An 18,279-nucleotide genomic window follows, 5' to 3' on the forward strand; every position below is an offset into this window, starting at 1 on the left:
CCATGGCCAGAAACCTTTTCCCATACAGAACATGCCACCAGCGGGGCTTCACCCTGATCGAACTGGTTATGATCATTGTCATCCTGGGCATTCTCTCCGCCGTGGCCTATGAGCGCTGGCCCGTCGGCATGGAAGAAGCGGCTGCGGTAAAGGAGTTCAAGCGGGCGGTGCGTTACGCCCAGCACAAGGCCATGACCCAGCAGTACGATGATACATATGTCGCAAAACCTTGGGGAATAACCGTTTCAGCAAACCGCTACACTATCCAGCGGCAGAACGGCAAGTGCCTCCCCCCTGATGAAAGCGAAATAAATAAACCTGACAAATGTGCGGAAGAAACGTACCGCAACCGGGCATTGAATGACAAGGCCAACACCTCCCTCACCGGCCCCCCCGACCCCGTCCCCTACGACCTCTCCTCCTCAGTCTGGTTCAATGGCCTGGGCGAGCCCATCAACCCGGCGGGCGTCCCCTTTACTACCGACACAACTTTCATCATCAAAGCGGATGGCAACGGCACACCCGTCACTATCCACCCACGCACTGGCTATGTGGAGTAGCATGAGAAACGACGCATACAAACCTGCCGCGAACTGCGGCTTCACCCTGATCGAGATTGTCATCACCATCGTCATCCTCGGCGCGGTTGCCGGAATCCTAGTGCCGTTCTTCAACGCCATCACCCACAGCCCCGATCCGGTGATCCGGGAACGAGCCATCGCCCTGGGTCAAGCCCTAATGGATGAAGTCATGGCCAAGCGATGGGATGAAAATACCCCCATAGGCGGCGGGCCGATTTGCACCGTCGAAAGCCCCAACCGGGCTACACGACCCTCACTCATCGACACCTGCGTCACTACTGCAACACCGGTGGCAAATCTCGGCGCCGATGCGGGCGAGACAAGAACGACCTATGATGACGTTGATGACTATCGCAGCATGCCTGCAGAAATTGACAATTTCACGGATCAAAACGGCAATACCTTCAACCTCCCCGGTTATCGTCGCCAGGTAACGGTCGATTATATCACCAGTTCCAACGCCACCATTACCAACACTCTGCCCGCCGTTTCGGCGAATAGGACGGACACCAAACGGGTTGTCGTGACCATCACCTCGCCCTTGGGGGAGGTTTTCCGCTTTGTAGCGGTAGCCTGCAATATTTAGAATGAAGACAACAAACATGATTCAACCCGGAAAGAAGCCGAACGGCTTCACCCTAATCGAATTGATCATCGTCATCGTCCTGCTCGGCATCGTCGGCGCCATGGGGGCCGGATTCATCAGCCAAGCTTTCACGGGCTTCTTCGGCGCTGATGTCCGCATGGAGATGTACGAGGAAGGCAAATCCGCCCTGGTGCGGATGGAGCGGGAGATTCACATTGCCGTGCCCAATGCGGTAGATGTTTCCACCACAACAATCGCTGACGATACCATCAGTGTCGGCCTGGTTAATGAAAATGCCATGAGCCCTGTCTTTGGCCAGTACACGGAGCCCACTCCCACCAACAGAATCACTGACCCCACTGCCGCGCTGCCGGTCGGCACCCTGGTTTCCATCTACAATACTTCATGGAATGACTTCGCCGATAGCAGCAGAATATACAGCGTTACCGGCGTAAGCGGCGGCGGCAGAAGGATGACTTTGGGAGAAAACATCGGCCTGGCCTCGTCGCCGTATAACCGCTACTACGCCGTACAAAACCTGGCGGTGCGCTTTTCTGTTACCAACGGCGTCCTGTCCCGATCCACGACCGCGGTGTCGGCGACAGAGGCCTTGGGGGTATTCGGCAACCCTCAACCCCTCGTCAAGAATATCGTCCCCAGCGGCGGTCTGCCCTATTTCATTTACGCACCCGGCACCTCGTCCCGAAACAGCATGGTGGCTATCAACTTCGCCATTGCCCGCAACGACGAAACCATAAACTTCCACAAGGAGATCGAGATCCGCAATGTGCCATAAATATCTTGTCCCCCTTGCCACCCAGCGCGGCTTCGCCCTGATCACTGCGGTGTTCGCCATTGTCATTCTCGCCCTGTTCGGTCTGTTGATCGCCCGGTACACCGTGACCACCCAGAGATCCTCGGCGGAGGACTATCTCTGGGCTCAAGCCCTGTACAGCGCCGAGTCCGTCATGCGGTTGAATATCCTTAGAAACGATAGGGGCGGTGCCCTTCCAGCCAGACCAGCGCTGGTTAATCCAACCATCGGCCAGATTCCCACAGCAATCATCACCGATAACTTCACCGCTGCGGCTACCCCGGCGACAATCCGGGTCCGCGCCACCCACGGCACCGGCGTCAGTCGGGAGGTTGAGGCAAAATATATTCTGTAGCCGAACGAATCGTCCCCATCCAAGCCCTAAGTCCTTTCCAACCGTATCCTCATTGCCTGCTAAAAAAATAAAGAGCCCCCCATTGTCCGCATTTTCTTCCATGGTGATCCCTCCAAACCAACCATAACTGTTCAGAAATATTGTTTTTTATTGGCCACAAATTCACACATCACCCCCTCCGCCTTGAAAAACCATGGCTTTTTATTATTTTTCCCCAATAAAACAATGGGTTATTCCTTTGATCTCAGAGATATCTGTGCTATAAAGAAATGATTCCTCGGTAAAAAGTCGGCGGGAAGCAATGTTGTACCTGAACAGACACCATGGCACAGGAGGTTTTCCATTGCTTAAGCTTGACAACAAAGGCTTCACCCTCATCGAGCTCATCATCGTCATCATTCTCCTCGGGCTCATTTCCGCCACGGCGATCCCCTACTATCTCAACATCCAGAAGGAAGCGAAGATCGCCGTGGTCAAGGGCAAGCTCGCCGCCATCCGGGGCGGACTCGAACTGGCCCACGCCAAGATTCTCGCCTCCGGGGTCAACACCGGACCCGACGGCAACAATCCGGACTGGCCCACCCTGGAAGAGTTGCAATATAACGAGCTGCGCCTTCTCACCCGTCCCGCCGCCTTAAAAGGGTTGCGCATTGTCCGCAGTGATTTCTACTCCACCGAACAGAACCTGGCCCTGCCGCTCTGCAACCTGCCGGACCAGCCACCGGGCATGTCCGCCAGCCCTTCCGGCGTTTCCGCAAAGAGCATGGCCGATGTGCTGATAAACCCCAGGCGGGCGGATGAGTCCACCGGCTGGGCCTACTACCCTGGCAACGAACGCGATGCCAGTGGCCGGGGGGTTGACGCCATTTTCTATGTGAACGATGACCGGCCACTCACCGACAATGTGGATTCCGCCGACAAACGCCCTTCTGAGTGGTAAGCGGACGCGTGAGCAGACTCTACAATACCCTCGAAAAGATCCGCACCGGCGAACCGGGCGGCCTTTCCAAAAAAAAAATCAGCTCCTGCCACGGGCATTGGCCTGCAAGCGGGCACAAGCAAAAAGCGGTGGATTGTGCTGCTGGGAGCCTCTGCCCTGCTGGCTCTTGCCTTGATCGTATTTTTTAGCGGACCAAAGCGCAAGGATGCCAAGCCGCCCGTCACCGCTGGCGCTGTTGCCACTGACGCTGCTGCTCCGGCTGGGATACCGGGTCGTCCCGCCGAGCCGGCACCCCAGCCGGTTGACTCCAAGGCAATGCCTCCGGCGCCACCGATCCCGCCGGCAGCATCACCGGGCGCAACAGGCGCTGACCTCTACCAGCAGCTCAACGACACAGGAATCGCCCTGATTCAGGAAAATCAGCACTGGCGGGGAATCTACTACCTTGAACAGGCGCGCAAGCAGCAGCCGGAAAGACCGGAGGCCCTGATCAACATGGCGGTGGCCCTGGCGGAGCTGGGGTTGCGCGCCCCGGCCAAAAGGCTTTTCAGCGAGGCCCACGCCCTGGCGCCAAACCACCCCCTGCTCCGCCAGAATCTCGACCTCCTTGGGCAGGCAGATTTTTTTGACAGCCAATGGCTCTCTTCCCTGACCGCAGGGCAGATCCAGCCTGGGCCGGCAACGAACCCCCAATGACGAAACGAACGGAACCATCTTTTTTATGAAGCTGCCCTTCAGCACCAAAAGATATCTCGCCCTTGCCGGCGACAGTGAGAACACCATGCTGGCCGAGGTCTCAAAGGCTCCGTCCGGCGCAGCCCAGCTGCATATTCTTGCCCAAACCGACAGCGCCCTCACCGCGGATGTCACCATCCCCCGGCTGCTCGCCGGGGTTGGCAATCTCCATGGCCTGGTCTCCATGGCCCTGCCCCTTGCCTTTTTTGAAGTGATCACCACCAGCATTCCCATCATGCCGGATGGCGCGGTGGGCAAGGCCTTGCCCTACCATCTTGCCAAAGCCCTGCACAGGCCGCTCAACGAGTTTATTTACGACTGGCAGATCACCGGCCGCTTCAAAGATCGGCTCCAGGTGACGGTCTACCTGTTTCCCGCCGGGGTGTTTCAGAAAATCCGCCGGGAATTCAGCAGAAAACAGATCAAGCTCTCTTTTTTTGAACCGGACGTCTTTGCCGCCTTCACCTTTCTTTTTCAGGAAAAAATGCTGCCGCCAAACGAGGCCAGCCTCTGCGTGCTCCTCTGGCAAGACAGCATCTCCCTGGCCGTGTACGAAAAGGACAAACTCCCCCTCATCCGCACGGTAAAAGCCATGCAACCACAGGGGGAAATCAGCCGGCAACAACCGTTGCACATTGCGCTGCCATCAGCAACGCAATTGCCGGAACTTACCGACGACCTGCTCATTTTCGACGAAGACAACCAGCCGCACTCAGACGAGCACGTCGACGCCGCCTCCATTCTTGCCGATTTCTCGGTGCTGTCCTCCCAAGAGGCCACACGGTCTGGATCCGAATCCACGCCTTCGGCCAGCGCCGCCAGCACCCCTTCTTCAGAAGAAGCAGACAACGTTACCTGGTCGGATTATCTGCACAAAATTCCCCTGGAGATTCTGCGCACCCGTGATTATTACGCCTCCATCCAAAAAGGCGCGGCCATCCGCAACATCTTTGTCGGTGGCGCCGACGGTTTCTGGACGGAGCTTTCCGAGAGCAGCAACAATCTCCTCGGCGTCCAGTGCAAATCCTTGACCGCCACCACCGGCAGCCCGGATTGTTCGCCCCTACTGCATGTCCTGGCCCTCGGCACAGGCGCGAGGTGGTGAGCCATGCTTGAACGGATCAATCTTGTCCCCCAGCTGCCTCTTGCCGAAAGGATCAGAAAAACGACCCTGCCCGCAGTGGGTCTTCTCCTGGCCCTTATTTTCCTTTTTCTCGCCGCAAGCGACCGGGTTCTCAAAAGACAAATCAGTTCGCTGAACCTCGACATTGCCGCCGCCCAGCAACGGGCCGCAGAAATTGCCGCGACCCAGGCAAAGATTGCCCAGCTGACCAGCAGCATCAAACAGCAGAAAGACGAAAAAGAGCAGTTGAGCGTGCAGGCAACAAAACTCACCAGCATCCAGGAACGAAAAAAATATTTCTCCAGGGTACTTTCGACCATTGCCACGGCAATGCCCTCTTCGGTCCGCTGCGAAAAAATCATCTTCGCCAAGGATGGCGGCCAGATTACCGGCAGCGCCCTCCAGTATCGGGAGCTGCCCGCCTTTGTCAAGGCGCTGGGCAACAATCCCCTCTTTACCAGCGTCATGCTCCATAACCTTGACCGCAGCCCCGAGGCCAAGAAAGCAGACTTCACCTTTACCATCGCCTTTCAACTGAAACGAGAAGGTGATCCCTCGTGAACGCCCAGCAACTCATCATTCTCGGGAACAAGCTGAAGGAATGGTTTTTCCTGTTAAAGAGCGATCCGGAGGCCTTTGCCGAGCTGCGGAAACTCTGCCTCGGGGTTCTGGTCTGCTTTGCCGTGCTCTATGGCGGTTCGACCCTGCTCCTGGCTCCGCAGAAAAAAGCGCTGCGCCAGAAAATTACCCAGAAACAAGAGGTCGAGAGCACCGCTCCCGCCCAGCTGGGCAGTGCGCTTGCCCTGCAGGTTTCCCAGCTTGAGGCGGAACAAAAGATTCTGCGGGAACAAACAGAGACCCTGACCTTGCAAATCCGGCTTATCGAGGAACACTGGCAAGCGCTGACAGACCGGGAACAGTTTTCCAAAACCCTTTTCACCCTGCATGCCAACGCACCGATCAACATGGAAAACAATTTGCAGCAGATGAGCCAGCTGGAAGACCGCTCCGTAAACGGCTTCATCCTGAACACCGTGAGTCTGGCCGGCGAGCTTCCTTTTCCGGAGCTCTACCGGTATCTGCAATACATCGAAAGCCGAGCCGAGATAGGAATCATCGAGGATCTTGCCGTGGAACGCCTGACAAATGCGGGCTACGATCAGCAGGCCAAGGTTAAATTCAGCATGGTTGTCGGCAGAACAACCCTGGCCAAGCCATGATGAACAACCGACACCTCCCGCCGCTGAAAACATTAGCGAGAGCCCTGGCAGGCAAAGTCCTGCTCCCGGCGCTCCTGTTGCTTGGCCACGCCCTGCCGCTTCAGGCCAAAGAGCCCCAGGTCCTCACGGTGCGGCCGGAAAAAATCGAGGCGGTTTTAGGTAAAAAAACAGCCAGCCCGCCCCTGGGAAGAGATCCCTTTAACTGGAGCCGTGAGCAGATCAGCTTTTTCAAAAGCCAGGAACCACGGGAAAAAAGCAATTCCATTGGCGGATTGACCCTCTCTGGTATAATCTGGGACAAGAGCAACCCCCAGGCCGTTATCAATGACCACCTGGTCACCAAGGGGGAAACGGTGGGCGACTCGGTTATCAAGCAGATACTCAAGGATCTTGTTGTTCTTGAACAAAATGGCGTCTCCCACGAACTGTGGCTTGAGTCCTCACCCAGGCCTCTGCCCATGAAGGATAAAAAACCCTGATGCGAATCTCTTCTCTGCGGGCAATACTTTTCTCGGCGGTGCTTGTCTTGGCGCAGGGGCTTTCCCCCTTACCCGGCCTGAGCGCCGTCCCGGTGGAACCGGAAAACAACGCACCCCTGCTGGAGGTTCTGAAAAAATTCCCCGCCTCCCTGCGGACGGAAAACCTGCAGGTTTCCCTGCTCTTGCGCGGCATGGGCCGCCAGGCCGGAATCAATATCCTGGTGGCGGACAACATCACCGACACCATCAATCTTGACGTGGAAAAGCTGAGCCTGTACGAGGTGTTCCAGGTCATCATGGATGCCAAGCAGCTGCGGTACTACCAGAAAAATAATGTCCTCTTCGTGGAAAAAAAGGCGGACTTCCAAGGACAACAGCGCGATCTTACCAGCGAACGGCTCTGCACCAAATTCGGCAATGCCGCCGCCTATCTCGACCAGTTGAAACCCCTCCTCGGCCCAAATGGCGCAATCACCGTGACCACCCGCGGCAATTGCCTGGTCATTCAGGATCGGGCCGAAAACATCCCCCGTCTGCGCGAGATGCTGGTTGAGCTTGATCAGCCCATCCCCCAGGTCCACATCGAGGCCCGCATCGTTTCCATCTCCAACGAGGCCAAGAAACAGCTGGGCATCATCTGGGGCTACAACAACTACCGGGATGCCGCCGCCCTTGCCACCAAGATCAACCCGATCGCGGCAGCCATTAACCTGCCTGCCGCCGAGTCCACCACCAGCCTGGCCTTCGGCTTTATCCGCCAGAACATCAATCTCAATGTGGAACTCCAGGCCATGCAATCGGACAACCTGCTGGAGATCCTTTCCTCGCCCAGCGTGCTTGTCCTCGACGGCAGAGAGGCCGAGATCAAACAGGGCAAGGAGATCCCCTATGTGACCCAGACCGCCAACACCGTCAACACCTCGTTTAGGGAGGCCAACCTTGGTCTCAAGGTCAAGCCCACGGTGTTGCAGGATGGCTACGTTATCCTGGATGTCGCGGTCACCAACGACAGCGTTGACCAGACATCCTCCAGCACAAGCGGACTGCTGATCAACAAACAGGCGATCACCACCAATCTTTTTCTGGAAGACAAGGTCACCGTGGTCATCGGCGGCATTCTCCAGAAAAACAAGAGCGATCAAAACAGCAAGGTGCCGGGTCTGGGGGATATCCCGATCCTTGGCAACCTCTTCAAAAACTCAAACAAGCGCAACGACCAGACGGAACTCATGGTCTTTATCACCCCCCGCATTGTCAGCATGCCCAAAAAACAAACCGACCAGGCAACGGCCAAGGAGACAACTCCCTCCAGGGCTCCTGAGGGAACCACTCTGCCCGCTGATGATCCGGCAAAAACGAGTCAGGGGGCTGCGGCACCGCCACAATGAATCATCTTGAGTTTTTCGGCCTACAGGAAGATCCTTTCCGCATGACGCCGGACAGGAATTATTACTTCCCCACCAAGGGGCATGCCGCCCTGCGGGAGGTTATCCGCTACGGCCTGCAGGGAGACGAGGGTTTCATCATCGTCACCGGCGAGATCGGCACCGGCAAAACCCTCATGCTCCGCCTGATGATGGATGATCTGCCCGACCGGTTTGAAACCGCGGTGATCCTCTCGCCCCACCTCTCCCGCCTGGAACTGCTCCTGGCCATTTTTCAGGATATCGGTCTCCCCGTTCCCACGGACCACGCAGCCAGCCTCGACGCGCTGCTGCGCATCTTAAACGACCATCTGTACGCCCTGGCGCTACAAGGCAAGAAGCTGCTCATCGTCATTGACGAAGCGCAGAACCTTCCCGACGAGAGTCTGGAACAGCTCCGCCTGCTCTCCAATTTCGAGACAGACACCCAGAAGCTCTTGCAGATCGTGCTCTTCGGTCAGCCGGAGCTCCGCGACAAGCTGGCCCAGAACAACATGCGCCAGCTTGTCCAACGGGTCAGCATCATGGAGACCCTTGCCCCCCTTTCCAAGCAGGAAATGGTCAGCTATATCCTCCACCGTTTCAAGAAAAGCGGCGTCTATGAAATGCCGCGCTCCTTCGCCACCACCGACCTGCTCTGGCGTTTCACCAAGGGCTATCCCCGGCTGATCAACAAGATCATGAGCAGAACGCTCCTGGTTGCCTACGCCGAAAAAGAAACCCGCATCTCCCGTAAAATCGTCCGGGAGGCAATAGCTTCCCTCAATACCCCGCAGCAGGGACGCGGGTTTCTCGGGCCAGTTCTCCGTTGGGGCACGGGCTTTTTGCTTCTCCTGCTCCTGTTCTGGGGGGTCGTCTTTCCCCCGGTCTGGATTACAAACAACATCTCCTTTGAGAGACCTGCCAGGCCCCCATGGGTTGATCAGTCAACGGACTGGATCACACGCCTGGCGGATGAGGGCAGACAGACAATGACGCCCTGGTTCGAGCAGGGGATTGCCTGGTTCAATGGCCTGGTAAACGGCAACAGGCAATCGCTTAGCCAACCGCCGAAGATACAGGTACCGCAGACCATGCCGTTGCCACCCCCGCCCCCTCCCGCCAATCCTCTTCCTGAAGGAGAGGGAACTAGTGCCACCCCGGCGGAAGAACCAGCAGGGGAAAGCGTGAGACCCGTGTATCCCTCTCCTTTTGTGAGGGGATCACAATGAAAAACAAACCCTCGGGCGACTGTCCCGCAGACAATAATTCCTTGCAAAACCACCAGCCGTGGCGCTTCCGATGACGACACCGCAACCGAAACGAAGAAAATTCGGCGACATTCTTGTGGAAGGCGGGCTGATCACCGCTACCCAGTTGCAACAGGCGTTGTCCCATGGCGCTGACCGCGACATGAAACTGGGCGAAGCCCTACGCGAACTGGGCTTTGTCAACGATACCGCCGTGGCCAACACCATTGCCCGGCAGCTGAAAATTCCCTTCATCGATTTCAGCCGGATTGTGGTGGACCCGGAGGTGGCCCAGATCATTCCCGAGGCCGTCTCCAGAAAATACAAGGTCCTCGCCCTTGGCAAGCGGCCCGGCGAGGTGCTGGTCGCCTTTGCCGACCCGCTCAACATCTTCGCCGTTGACGAGGTGGCCCATTATATTAAGGAAAAGACCGTAATCTGCGTGGGGATCGAATCGGAGATCATCGCCGCGATGGACCGGCTGTACGCCTCGGCGGCCAAGGCCGAAGAGCGGTTTGAAGACTCCGGGGAAGAATCCGACATCGTCAACGCCATCAACGATATCCTGCTCAAAGCCGTGCGGCAGCGGGCCAGCGACATCCACATCGAGCCGGATCATGAGCGGGTACGGGTCCGCACCAGGGTGGACGGCATCCTCCGCGAAGCCAACATCTTTCCCCTGGAAATGCACCCCAACCTCATCTCCCGCATCAAGATCATGGCCCATCTTGATATCGGCGAGCGCCGCAAGCCCCAGGATGGCCGGTTTGAACTACCCATCTCCGGCAAGGAGTTTGACGTGCGCGTCTCCATCCTGCCCCTCAGCGCCGGGGAAAAAGTGGTGCTGCGCCTGCTGGACAAGGGCACGGTGCGCTTCAACCTGCAGGCCCTTGGCTTTGAGCCATACCAGCGCGCCCTGTTCATCGAGCATCTTTCCCGGCCCCATGAGATCATCCTGGTCACCGGCCCCACCGGCAGCGGCAAGACCACCACCCTCTATGCCGCCCTGAATTATCTCAACTCGGTGGATAAGAATATCGTCACCGTGGAAGACCCGGTGGAGTATGAACTGTCCGGGATCAACCAGGTGCAGGTCAATGTCCGGGCCGACCTCACCTTTGCCAACTCCCTGCGCTCCATCCTCCGCCAGGATCCGGACATCATCATGATCGGCGAAATCCGCGATGCGGAAACCGCCGAGATCGCCATCCAGGCGGCGCTCACCGGCCATCTGGTGTTTTCCACCCTGCATACCAACGATGCGGCAGGCGCCATCACCCGGCTCATCGAGATGGGCATCCAGCCCTTTCTCATTGCCTCGGCCGTGGGGTTGGTGGTGGCCCAACGCCTCCTGCGTCTGCTCTGCCCCAACTGCAAGGCGCCCTTCACCCCGCCGGAAGAACTCCAGGAAGCCCTGGGCGTTGCCTATGACCCGTCGCGGATTTTCTACAAACCGGTGGGCTGCGACAAATGCGAGGGCTCGGGCTACAAAGGGAGAATCGCCATTTACGAAACCATGGTTATTTCCCAGGCCATCGAGGACCTTATCCTCAAGAAATCCTCCAGTAACGATATCTTCCTGCAGGCGCTGAAAGAAGACCTCACCTCCCTGCGCCAGTCCAGCATGGCCAAGGTGGTCAGCGGCCAGACCTCGGTGGACGAGGCCTTCCGCGTCACCATGGAACTGAAGGAATAACCGGTGCCGATCTTCCGTTACGAGGCCATCAACTCCGCCGGTCGGGTTGTTTCCGGCACCCATGCCGCAGAAATCATGCAGGAGGTGGAAACCTGGCTGCAGAAAGGAGGCTTGAGCCCGGTGAACATCCAGGTTCTCTCCGAGCAGCAGGCCGCCGGGGTAAAGAAAACCGCCCTGGCCACAGCCGGACCAACACTCAAGGAGCGGCTCTTCGGGGTCACCCTGGAAGACAAGATCCTCTTTTGCCGGCAACTGGCCACCCTGCTGGCCGCCGGGGTCAGCATCATCGAGTCCTTCGGTATCCTGGCCCTCCAGGTGAGCAACCCAATCTTGCGGGAGATCATCCTCTCCATGACCGCCGAGGTGGAAAGCGGCGCAAGCCTGAGCGAAACCGTGAGCCGCCAACCCAAGGTCTTCAACCTGCTTTTCTATAATATCGTCAAGGTGGGCGAGGAAACCGGCTCCCTGGACAAGGCCTTTGCCTATCTGGCCTCCCTCTATGAAAACGAGAAGGCCATCACGGAACGGATCAAGTCCGCCACCCGGTATCCGAAATTCGTCATCATCGCCATCACCGGCGCGGTCTTTTTCCTGATGACCTTCGTGGTGCCCAAGTTCGCAAAACTCTTTGCCGCGGCCAAGGTCCAACTGCCCCTGGCCACCCGCATCCTCATGGGGGTCAGCACCTTTTTTGCCGACAACACCTTAGGGATTGTCGGGGCAGCAATGGCCCTGTTCATCGCCTACCGGCTGGCCCTGGGTGCTCCAGAGTTCGTGCTCTTCCGCGACCGGCTCCTGCTGAAGATGCCGATCTTCGGCCCCCTGGCCACCAAGATTTACATGGCCAGATTCTGCCGGGTTTTTTCCGTGCTCACCACCAGCGGCATCGACATCATCAAAACCCTGCGGCTCTCGACAAACGCCCTGGAAAATCTGGTCCTGTTCCAGATGGTGGAGGAAATCACCGGCGAGGTGGAGGAAGGCGTCAGCCTGCACGAGGCCATGGCCAGTCACCCGGAAATTCCGCCCATGGTTCCCCAGATGATCGCGGTGGGCGAGCAGTCCGGCCGGTTGGATGAGATGATGGCAAAGGTGGCTGATTACTACGATCTGGAAAGCGATTACACCATCAGAAACCTCTCCACCCTGATCGAGCCGATCCTCCTGCTGGTGCTGGGCATCTTCGTCGGCCTCCTCGCCCTGGCCATCTTCACCCCTATGTGGGACATGCTCAAGGTTGTCCGGGGAGGGGGATGACCCAGAAAAACACAGATGGAGCACGGCGCAACCCACTATAACAACATGAAAATCCGGCAAAAAATATTTGACGGAAGATTGCTAAACAGAGTATGGTTCATGCATTAACCATTCACAAGGAGAACGGTATGAAGAAGAATCTGGCGGGAAATGAAAAAGGTTTCACCCTGATCGAGTTGATTGTGGTCATTGTTATTCTGGGTATTCTGGCGGCAGTGGCGGTCCCCAGGTATCAGGATCTGACTCTGGAAGCGAGTAATGGGGCAGCAAATGGTGTGCTGGGCGCAGCCCGCGGTGCCGCAACCATGAACTTTGCGAAGAATCTGGCCGGTGGCGCGGTAACCCCAGTCACTAGTACTGCAATCGGTACAGCCCGTTTGGCTGAGCTTATTGATACAGATTATCCGAAGGATTCTGCCACAGATGGAGAAGTTAAAGTTACGATCAATAACAGGGCCTACATAATGGCAATTACAACAAGCGAAAATGCGGCAGGAAACCCGCCGACGCCAGCAGTAATTGGCAAGAAGGCTGCCAGCTGGCCAGTACCATGAATATAAGTTAGCATCCTGTTTCAACACACAAAAAAAGCGGCTCCTCCATGGACGCCGCTTTTTTTGTGTGAATCACAAACTAGGCCTGCATCAACATGTTTTTCCCAACAAAAAAAAAATTTGTCTTGTTGCTGTTCATTGCCTTCACCGCACCCATTGCTTTTTATCCCGGCCTGAGCGACTTCAGCAATCTCCCACAGCGCATTGTTCTTGAGACCAGCGGAATACTCCTTGCCCTGTTCTGGCTGATATCCCAGACAACCAGCAACTCCTTGCCCACCCAAAGATTACCTTTCTTCACCTGGCCGCTTCTTACCTGTATCAGCTGGGGCCTGTTCACTACCATCTTTGCGCTCAATCCCTATGAGGCCTGGCATATCGGACGCCAGTGGCTGGTGGCGGCCCTGTTCTTTTTCCTGATCCCGCAGCTCGCGATCTCCTCGGCCCAGCGGCGCCAGGTTCTGGCCGCCCTGTTCGGTGCCGCTTTCCTGGTGGCCATCCTGGGCATCAGCCAGCATCTCTTTGGCCTCTCCGTTATCCCACAGCTCGCCCCGCCCGCCGCGAATTTTGCCAACAAGAACATGGCGGTGCACTTCATTGTCCTGCTCTTTCCAATCGGGGGTTTCCTTTTTCTGACCACGAAAAACAATACCACTGCCTGGGGTGCAAGCCTCATGCTCAGCCTGATCGTCGTCTATCTCATCTACACGCAAACCCGGGCCGGTTGGTTGGCCGTCACCTGCCAATGTCTGCTATTCGCCGTCCTGTACAAGACAACCCGGCTCAACCTCGCCTCCCTTTGGTCCAGACAGAAAAAATGGGCCATGCTCTTCGGCCTGCTTGTTGTCCTGACCATGATGAACATCGGCCCAGCTGGCTTCACCCCTGGCTACGAAGCCATCGGCCTCCGGGCCGCCTCCATTGCCTCCATTCAGGGCAATCATGTCCGCTTTGCCATCTGGACGGACACCCTCACCCTGATCCAACAGCATCCGCTACTCGGAGTCGGGCTGGGCAACCTGAAGGTCCATTTCCCCTCGGTACAAAAGGAGTCGATTTTTCTCTATACCCAGTACCTGAAAGACGCCCATAACGATTATCTGCAAATCTGGGCGGAACTGGGCCTAATCGGCCTGACGCTCTTCGCTTGCCTTATTGGATCGCTGGGGTTTTTTCTTTTCAGAACCCACAGAGAGTGCACCGGAGACCCGGCAAAAACCCTCGAACTCCAAGCTATGGGGTTGTCTCTGGTGGGAATCGGCATCAATGCCCTGTTCTGCTTCCCGCTGGAGAGAATGATCCCGCTTTTCACCATCATGGCGGTGCTGGGTCTTCTTGCCTCCCTGGCACGGGAGGCAAGACCAGACAAACCGATCCATATCCCCAAACGCTTTTTCGCCTATACCGCCATCGTCATCCTGGTGTTTGCCCCGATCATGGTGGTGGACAACCTCAAGGCCATTGCCGCGGATCATTTCTATCTCAAAACCTGCGTTGCCACGGTGCAAGAGAACTGGCAAGAGGTTATTGATTCCGGCAACAAGTCCTTGCACTACCAGCCCAACGATGTGACCCCGCACGCGTATATCGGCTCAGCCTATCTGGCCCAGGACAACTACAGCGAAGCCTTGCCCCATCTCTTGACCATGTTGGAAAAATTCCCATACCACTACATTACCCTGCTCAACACCGGAACTGCATACTACGGTCTGCACGATTACCAGAAGGCACAACAGTACTTTGCCAAGGCCGTACAAATCGCGCCAATAGCCGGAGCAGCACACGGCCAACTGGGCAAAGCCTATTGGCAGCTCAAGGAATACCCCAAGGCGCTCGGGGAATTTAACGAGGCCATCCGGTTGGAACCCGAAAAAAAATCGGCCTACATCTATAACCTCGGCCTGGTTGAGCGGGAAATGGGTCGGGTAGATGAGGCAATTGCCTCATTTGAACAGGCCATTGCTGTAGACAGTCGGTTTGCCCTGCCCCACAAAGAGCTGGTCATGATCTACCGGCAACTCAAGCCCGACCAAACACGCGCCGAATACCATGCCAGACTCTTTCGGGAACTTTCCCAAACGCCATCATCCAGCCAATAAAACTTGACAAGCCGCTCAGTCCTTAATACTTTTAGACAATCCTAAGAATATTTATCTCTGGAGCAGACTACTGGTGCCCCTTGGGAGCAGACATCCATATGCCAAGCAAGCAGCCCATGCCAACGCCCAAACGACTCAGCGCCAGCCTGGAAGACTATCTGGAAACCATCTTCCACATCATCGCCGAAAAACAGGTGGCCAGGGCCAAGGAAATCGCCAGCACGCTCAAGGTCAGCCGCTCCTCGGTGACCGAAGCCTTCCGCTCCTTGGCCCAGAAGGGGTTGATCAACTATGCCCCCTATGAGGTCATCACCCTCACCCCTGCCGGACAGGAAATGGCCAAGGATGTTATCCTCCGCCATCGGGCGCTCAAGGATTTCTTTATCAAGATTTTGGCTGTAGAGGAAAAGATTGCGGAGGAAGGGGCCTGCAAGATTGAACATGCCGCACCCAAGGAAATCATCGAACGGCTGACCCAGTTTGTCAGTTTCATTGAACAATGCCCACGGGGCGGCAACGATCTGATTTCAGGCTTCAGCAAGTACTGCCAAACCGGAAAAACAGACAAAAAATGCAAGGAATGTATTGCCCACTGCCTGGAAAAATAGCAATATGGCAGGCGGGATTACCAAGACGCAACACTTAGGGAGATACACAGGCACATGGACGGCACATATTCTGAAGGCTGGTTTACGCACCCCAATCATGGACTGATCAGGGTTTTTAACAAAGGTGGGGAGTGGGTCTACCAGTGTTACTCCCAGAACGGCCAGAAAGCGCTCTCAAAGGAGCGCCCCCTGGACAGCTGGACCTGGGCCTTGAGCGATGCCTCGCTCAAGGATTTTAGTGCAGGCTGAGTAAGCCATCACCCGGCACCGCATCTGCGGTAATCCGGCAAACGCTTACAGTATTAGGCAGAGCACAGCTCCTGCCCCACAACAATCACTTACCAGACTGAAGAACGATCGACTCTAAGAAAGTTTCCCCAAGGCCGCTGCCAGCCGCTTCATTCCTTCCTCGATGGTCCCCATGGCCGTGGCAAAGGAGAAGCGGATAAAGGCATCCGCCCCGAAAGCCGCGCCCGGCACCGTGGCCAGCAAGGCCTCGTCCAGCAGATAATCCGCCAGATCAACCGAGTTCGCCATCACCTTCCCCTGGAAGTTTCTGCCATAATAGGCGGAAACATTGGGGAACACGTAAAAAGCACCCTTGGGCCGCACACAGGTCACGCCGGGAATATTGCCCAGGGCACCCATGATGAAGTCAAGCCGGGGCACAAAGGCGTCCCGCATCATGGTTGGGAAATCCTGCGGCCCGCTCACTGCGGCCAACGCCGCCTTCTGGGAGATGGAGCACGGATTGGAGGTGCTCTGACTCTGGATCTTGTTCATGGCCGCAATGATCTGCTTGGGCCCGGCCGTATAGCCGATGCGCCAGCCGGTCATGGCAAAGGACTTGGACACGCCGTTGAGCACCAGGGTCTGGGCTGCGAGCCGCTTGTCCACATCCAGGATATGCGGCAGCTTGCCGTCGCCATAGACAATGGTGTCGTAGATATCGTCGGAGATGATCAGCCAGTTATTGGCCAGAGCCATTTTCGCTACGGCCTCAAGGGCTTTGGCGGAGAACACGGCGCCGGTGGGGTTGGAGGGGCTGTTGAGGATAATGGCCTTGGTTTTCGGGGTGGCGTAGCGGGTGAGCAACTCCTCGCTCAAGTCAAAATCGTTGGCCTCGGAGAGCGGCACCTCCACCGGGGTGGCGCCTGCCAGCAGGACAATGGGCGGATAGGAGACCCAGTACGGGGTCGGGATCAGCACCTCATCGCCAGGGCCGAACAGGGCCTGGGCCATATTGTAAAGCCCGTGCTTGCCGCCGCAACAGACCTGGATCTGATCGGGCTCATAGCTCCAACCCTTATCCTGGGCCAGACGATTGGCAATGGCTTCCCGCAGTTCCGGGATACCCGGCACTGCGGTGTAGCGGGTGAACCCTTCGTCGATGGCCTTTTTCCCGGCCTCGCACACATGGGCAGGGGTGTCAAAATCCGGCTCGCCCACGCTGAAATTGAGGATATCAGCGCCCGCCGCCTTCAGAGCCTTGGCCTTGGCGTTCACGGCAAGGGTGGGGGAAGGCTTGATCTGCTTGACTCGTTGCGCAAGACTAATTTCCGCTTCCATTTTCTTTCCTTGTAATGGCGTTTGCAAAAAAGCTCCGACAGTCACCGCCACGAAGCCAACACAATCTATCTAGTACCTTGTAACTTTTTAATCGACATCAAATTAATTCCCTCCCCCCTTGCGGGGGAGGGTTAGGGAGAGGGGGAAGTTGCCATTATATCAGCAGGTTGTAGCTACCCCCACCCCCAACCCCTCCCGCAAGGGGAGGGGAGTTTTGCAGAAACATTAAGAGTTACAATGTACTAGTACAAAACAGTCTTCAAAGTCAAACCCTTGGCAGGCGCGGTTGCTCCAGCCAAGGCCCGATCCCGGCCAGCCACGATCTCCTGAAAATCAAGGGGTGTCAAACGCCCCCGGCCCACGTCAAACAGGGTGCCGACAATGTTGCGCACCATATGCCGTAAAAATCCATCCCCGGCGATGATCAATCGATACACCCGAGAGTCTTTTCCCTCCTCGGCAAGACGGGCGGAAAAAATGGTGCGCACGGCACCCCTGCCACCGGTGATGGACAAATCACGGGACCCGGATGCCTCAAAGCTGCTGAAATCATGGGTTCCGACCAGCATCGGCAGACAGAGCCGCACGGTGGCGCAGGCAAAAGCCCCCCGGACCTGGGCGGCATAGAGCCGCGAGCAAGGCGGCATGATCTCCGTGATCATGAAGGTGTACTCATACACCTTGCCCCTGGCGTTATAGCGCGCATGAAAATCGTTGGCAACCTTTTCAGCGGTAAGCACCCGGATGGCCACAGGCAGCATGCCGTTTAACCCCTTCACCAAGCCGGCAAGCGGAATGGCTGCCGCGGTGTGAAAATTGGCCACCATACCCTCGGCATGCACCCCGGCATCGGTGCGGCCTGCCCCATGAAGCGTGACCTGCGCCTGGGTCAGGCGGGCAATAGCCTCTTCCACCACCTGCTGGATGGTGGGCTGGCCCAGCTGTCTCTGCCAACCGGCGTAGTCAGTCCCGTCATAGGCCAAAACAAGCTTGATGTTTCGCACTGTGCT

General features: G+C 57.0%; 20 protein-coding genes. 18 read left to right on the forward strand and 2 right to left on the reverse strand.

Annotated features, from left to right (window positions below; translation table 11 throughout):
• Positions 1-2: 2 nt before the first annotated feature.
• From ACZ46D_RS05990 to ACZ46D_RS06075, 18 genes are all read left to right on the forward strand, one after another.
• On the forward strand, positions 3-560 hold the full coding sequence (locus ACZ46D_RS05990; RefSeq protein WP_464929126.1) for a pilus assembly FimT family protein: 558 nt from the start codon (positions 3-5) through the stop codon (positions 558-560).
• 1 nt (position 561) lies between these two features.
• Positions 562-1,167 carry a type IV pilus modification PilV family protein gene (locus ACZ46D_RS05995; protein ID WP_464929127.1) on the forward strand — a complete coding sequence of 202 codons (606 nt, stop codon included), beginning with the start codon at positions 562-564 and terminating at the stop codon, positions 1,165-1,167.
• Between the two features lie 16 nt (positions 1,168-1,183).
• Positions 1,184-1,963, forward strand: coding sequence for a PulJ/GspJ family protein (locus tag ACZ46D_RS06000; RefSeq protein ID WP_464929128.1), 780 nt, complete (start codon positions 1,184-1,186; stop codon positions 1,961-1,963).
• Positions 1,953-2,336 carry a pilus assembly PilX family protein gene (locus tag ACZ46D_RS06005; RefSeq protein WP_464929129.1) on the forward strand — a complete coding sequence of 128 codons (384 nt, stop codon included), beginning with the start codon at positions 1,953-1,955 and terminating at the stop codon, positions 2,334-2,336. Before ACZ46D_RS06000 ends, ACZ46D_RS06005 begins: the two co-directional genes overlap by 11 nt.
• Positions 2,337-2,679: 343 nt before the next feature.
• Positions 2,680-3,276 (forward strand): prepilin-type N-terminal cleavage/methylation domain-containing protein, encoded by a 597-nt coding sequence (locus ACZ46D_RS06010; protein ID WP_464929130.1) that lies wholly within the window; start codon positions 2,680-2,682, stop codon positions 3,274-3,276.
• A gap of 135 nt (positions 3,277-3,411) precedes the next feature.
• Entirely contained in the window at positions 3,412-3,972 is a 561-nt protein-coding gene (locus ACZ46D_RS06015) for a hypothetical protein (protein WP_464929131.1), read from the forward strand.
• Positions 3,973-3,997: 25 nt separating this feature from the next.
• Positions 3,998-5,116 carry a hypothetical protein gene (locus ACZ46D_RS06020; RefSeq protein ID WP_464929132.1) on the forward strand — a complete coding sequence of 373 codons (1,119 nt, stop codon included), beginning with the start codon at positions 3,998-4,000 and terminating at the stop codon, positions 5,114-5,116.
• Positions 5,117-5,119: 3 nt separating this feature from the next.
• On the forward strand, positions 5,120-5,695 hold the full coding sequence (locus ACZ46D_RS06025; protein ID WP_464929133.1) for a PilN domain-containing protein: 576 nt from the start codon (positions 5,120-5,122) through the stop codon (positions 5,693-5,695).
• The gene (locus ACZ46D_RS06030; protein ID WP_464929134.1) at positions 5,692-6,354 is read left to right on the forward strand and encodes a hypothetical protein; all 663 of its coding nucleotides are present in this window, start codon (positions 5,692-5,694) and stop codon (positions 6,352-6,354) included. The genes ACZ46D_RS06025 and ACZ46D_RS06030 overlap by 4 nt, the downstream gene beginning before the upstream one ends.
• Positions 6,351-6,833, forward strand: coding sequence for a hypothetical protein (locus tag ACZ46D_RS06035; RefSeq protein ID WP_464929135.1), 483 nt, complete (start codon positions 6,351-6,353; stop codon positions 6,831-6,833). The genes ACZ46D_RS06030 and ACZ46D_RS06035 overlap by 4 nt, the downstream gene beginning before the upstream one ends.
• Positions 6,833-8,221, forward strand: coding sequence for a type IV pilus secretin PilQ (gene pilQ / locus ACZ46D_RS06040; RefSeq protein WP_464929136.1), 1,389 nt, complete (start codon positions 6,833-6,835; stop codon positions 8,219-8,221). The genes ACZ46D_RS06035 and pilQ overlap by 1 nt, the downstream gene beginning before the upstream one ends.
• A complete protein-coding gene (locus tag ACZ46D_RS06045) occupies positions 8,218-9,468 on the forward strand; it encodes an ExeA family protein (protein ID WP_464929137.1) in 1,251 nt (416 codons plus the stop codon). The genes pilQ and ACZ46D_RS06045 overlap by 4 nt, the downstream gene beginning before the upstream one ends.
• 70 nt (positions 9,469-9,538) lie before the next feature.
• Positions 9,539-11,182 (forward strand): GspE/PulE family protein, encoded by a 1,644-nt coding sequence (locus tag ACZ46D_RS06050; protein ID WP_464929138.1) that lies wholly within the window; start codon positions 9,539-9,541, stop codon positions 11,180-11,182.
• A gap of 3 nt (positions 11,183-11,185) precedes the next feature.
• A complete protein-coding gene (locus ACZ46D_RS06055; RefSeq protein ID WP_464929139.1) occupies positions 11,186-12,439 on the forward strand; it encodes a type II secretion system F family protein in 1,254 nt (417 codons plus the stop codon).
• Between the two features lie 128 nt (positions 12,440-12,567).
• Positions 12,568-12,993, forward strand: a complete 426-nt coding sequence (locus ACZ46D_RS06060; protein WP_464929140.1) for a pilin — start codon at positions 12,568-12,570, stop codon at positions 12,991-12,993.
• Positions 12,994-13,088: 95 nt separating this feature from the next.
• Positions 13,089-15,092 carry a tetratricopeptide repeat protein gene (locus ACZ46D_RS06065; protein WP_464929141.1) on the forward strand — a complete coding sequence of 668 codons (2,004 nt, stop codon included), beginning with the start codon at positions 13,089-13,091 and terminating at the stop codon, positions 15,090-15,092.
• A gap of 98 nt (positions 15,093-15,190) precedes the next feature.
• Positions 15,191-15,700: a metal-dependent transcriptional regulator gene (locus ACZ46D_RS06070; RefSeq protein WP_464929142.1), complete on the forward strand. Its 510-nt coding sequence runs from the start codon at positions 15,191-15,193 to the stop codon at positions 15,698-15,700.
• A 54-nt stretch (positions 15,701-15,754) separates the two neighbouring features.
• Positions 15,755-15,949 carry a hypothetical protein gene (locus tag ACZ46D_RS06075; protein ID WP_464929143.1) on the forward strand — a complete coding sequence of 65 codons (195 nt, stop codon included), beginning with the start codon at positions 15,755-15,757 and terminating at the stop codon, positions 15,947-15,949.
• Positions 15,950-16,063: 114 nt separating this feature from the next.
• On the opposite strand, the gene ACZ46D_RS06080 is transcribed toward ACZ46D_RS06075, so the two are convergent.
• Both ACZ46D_RS06080 and truA read right to left on the reverse strand, forming a co-directional pair.
• Complete coding sequence (locus ACZ46D_RS06080) at positions 16,064-17,269, reverse strand: pyridoxal phosphate-dependent aminotransferase (RefSeq protein WP_464929144.1); 1,206 nt, start codon at positions 17,267-17,269, stop codon at positions 16,064-16,066.
• 242 nt (positions 17,270-17,511) lie between these two features.
• Positions 17,512-18,273, reverse strand: coding sequence for a tRNA pseudouridine(38-40) synthase TruA (truA, locus tag ACZ46D_RS06085; protein ID WP_464929145.1), 762 nt, complete (start codon positions 18,271-18,273; stop codon positions 17,512-17,514).
• Positions 18,274-18,279 lie beyond the last annotated feature (6 nt).

The organism is Thiovibrio sp. Mzg5, assembly GCF_055379285.1.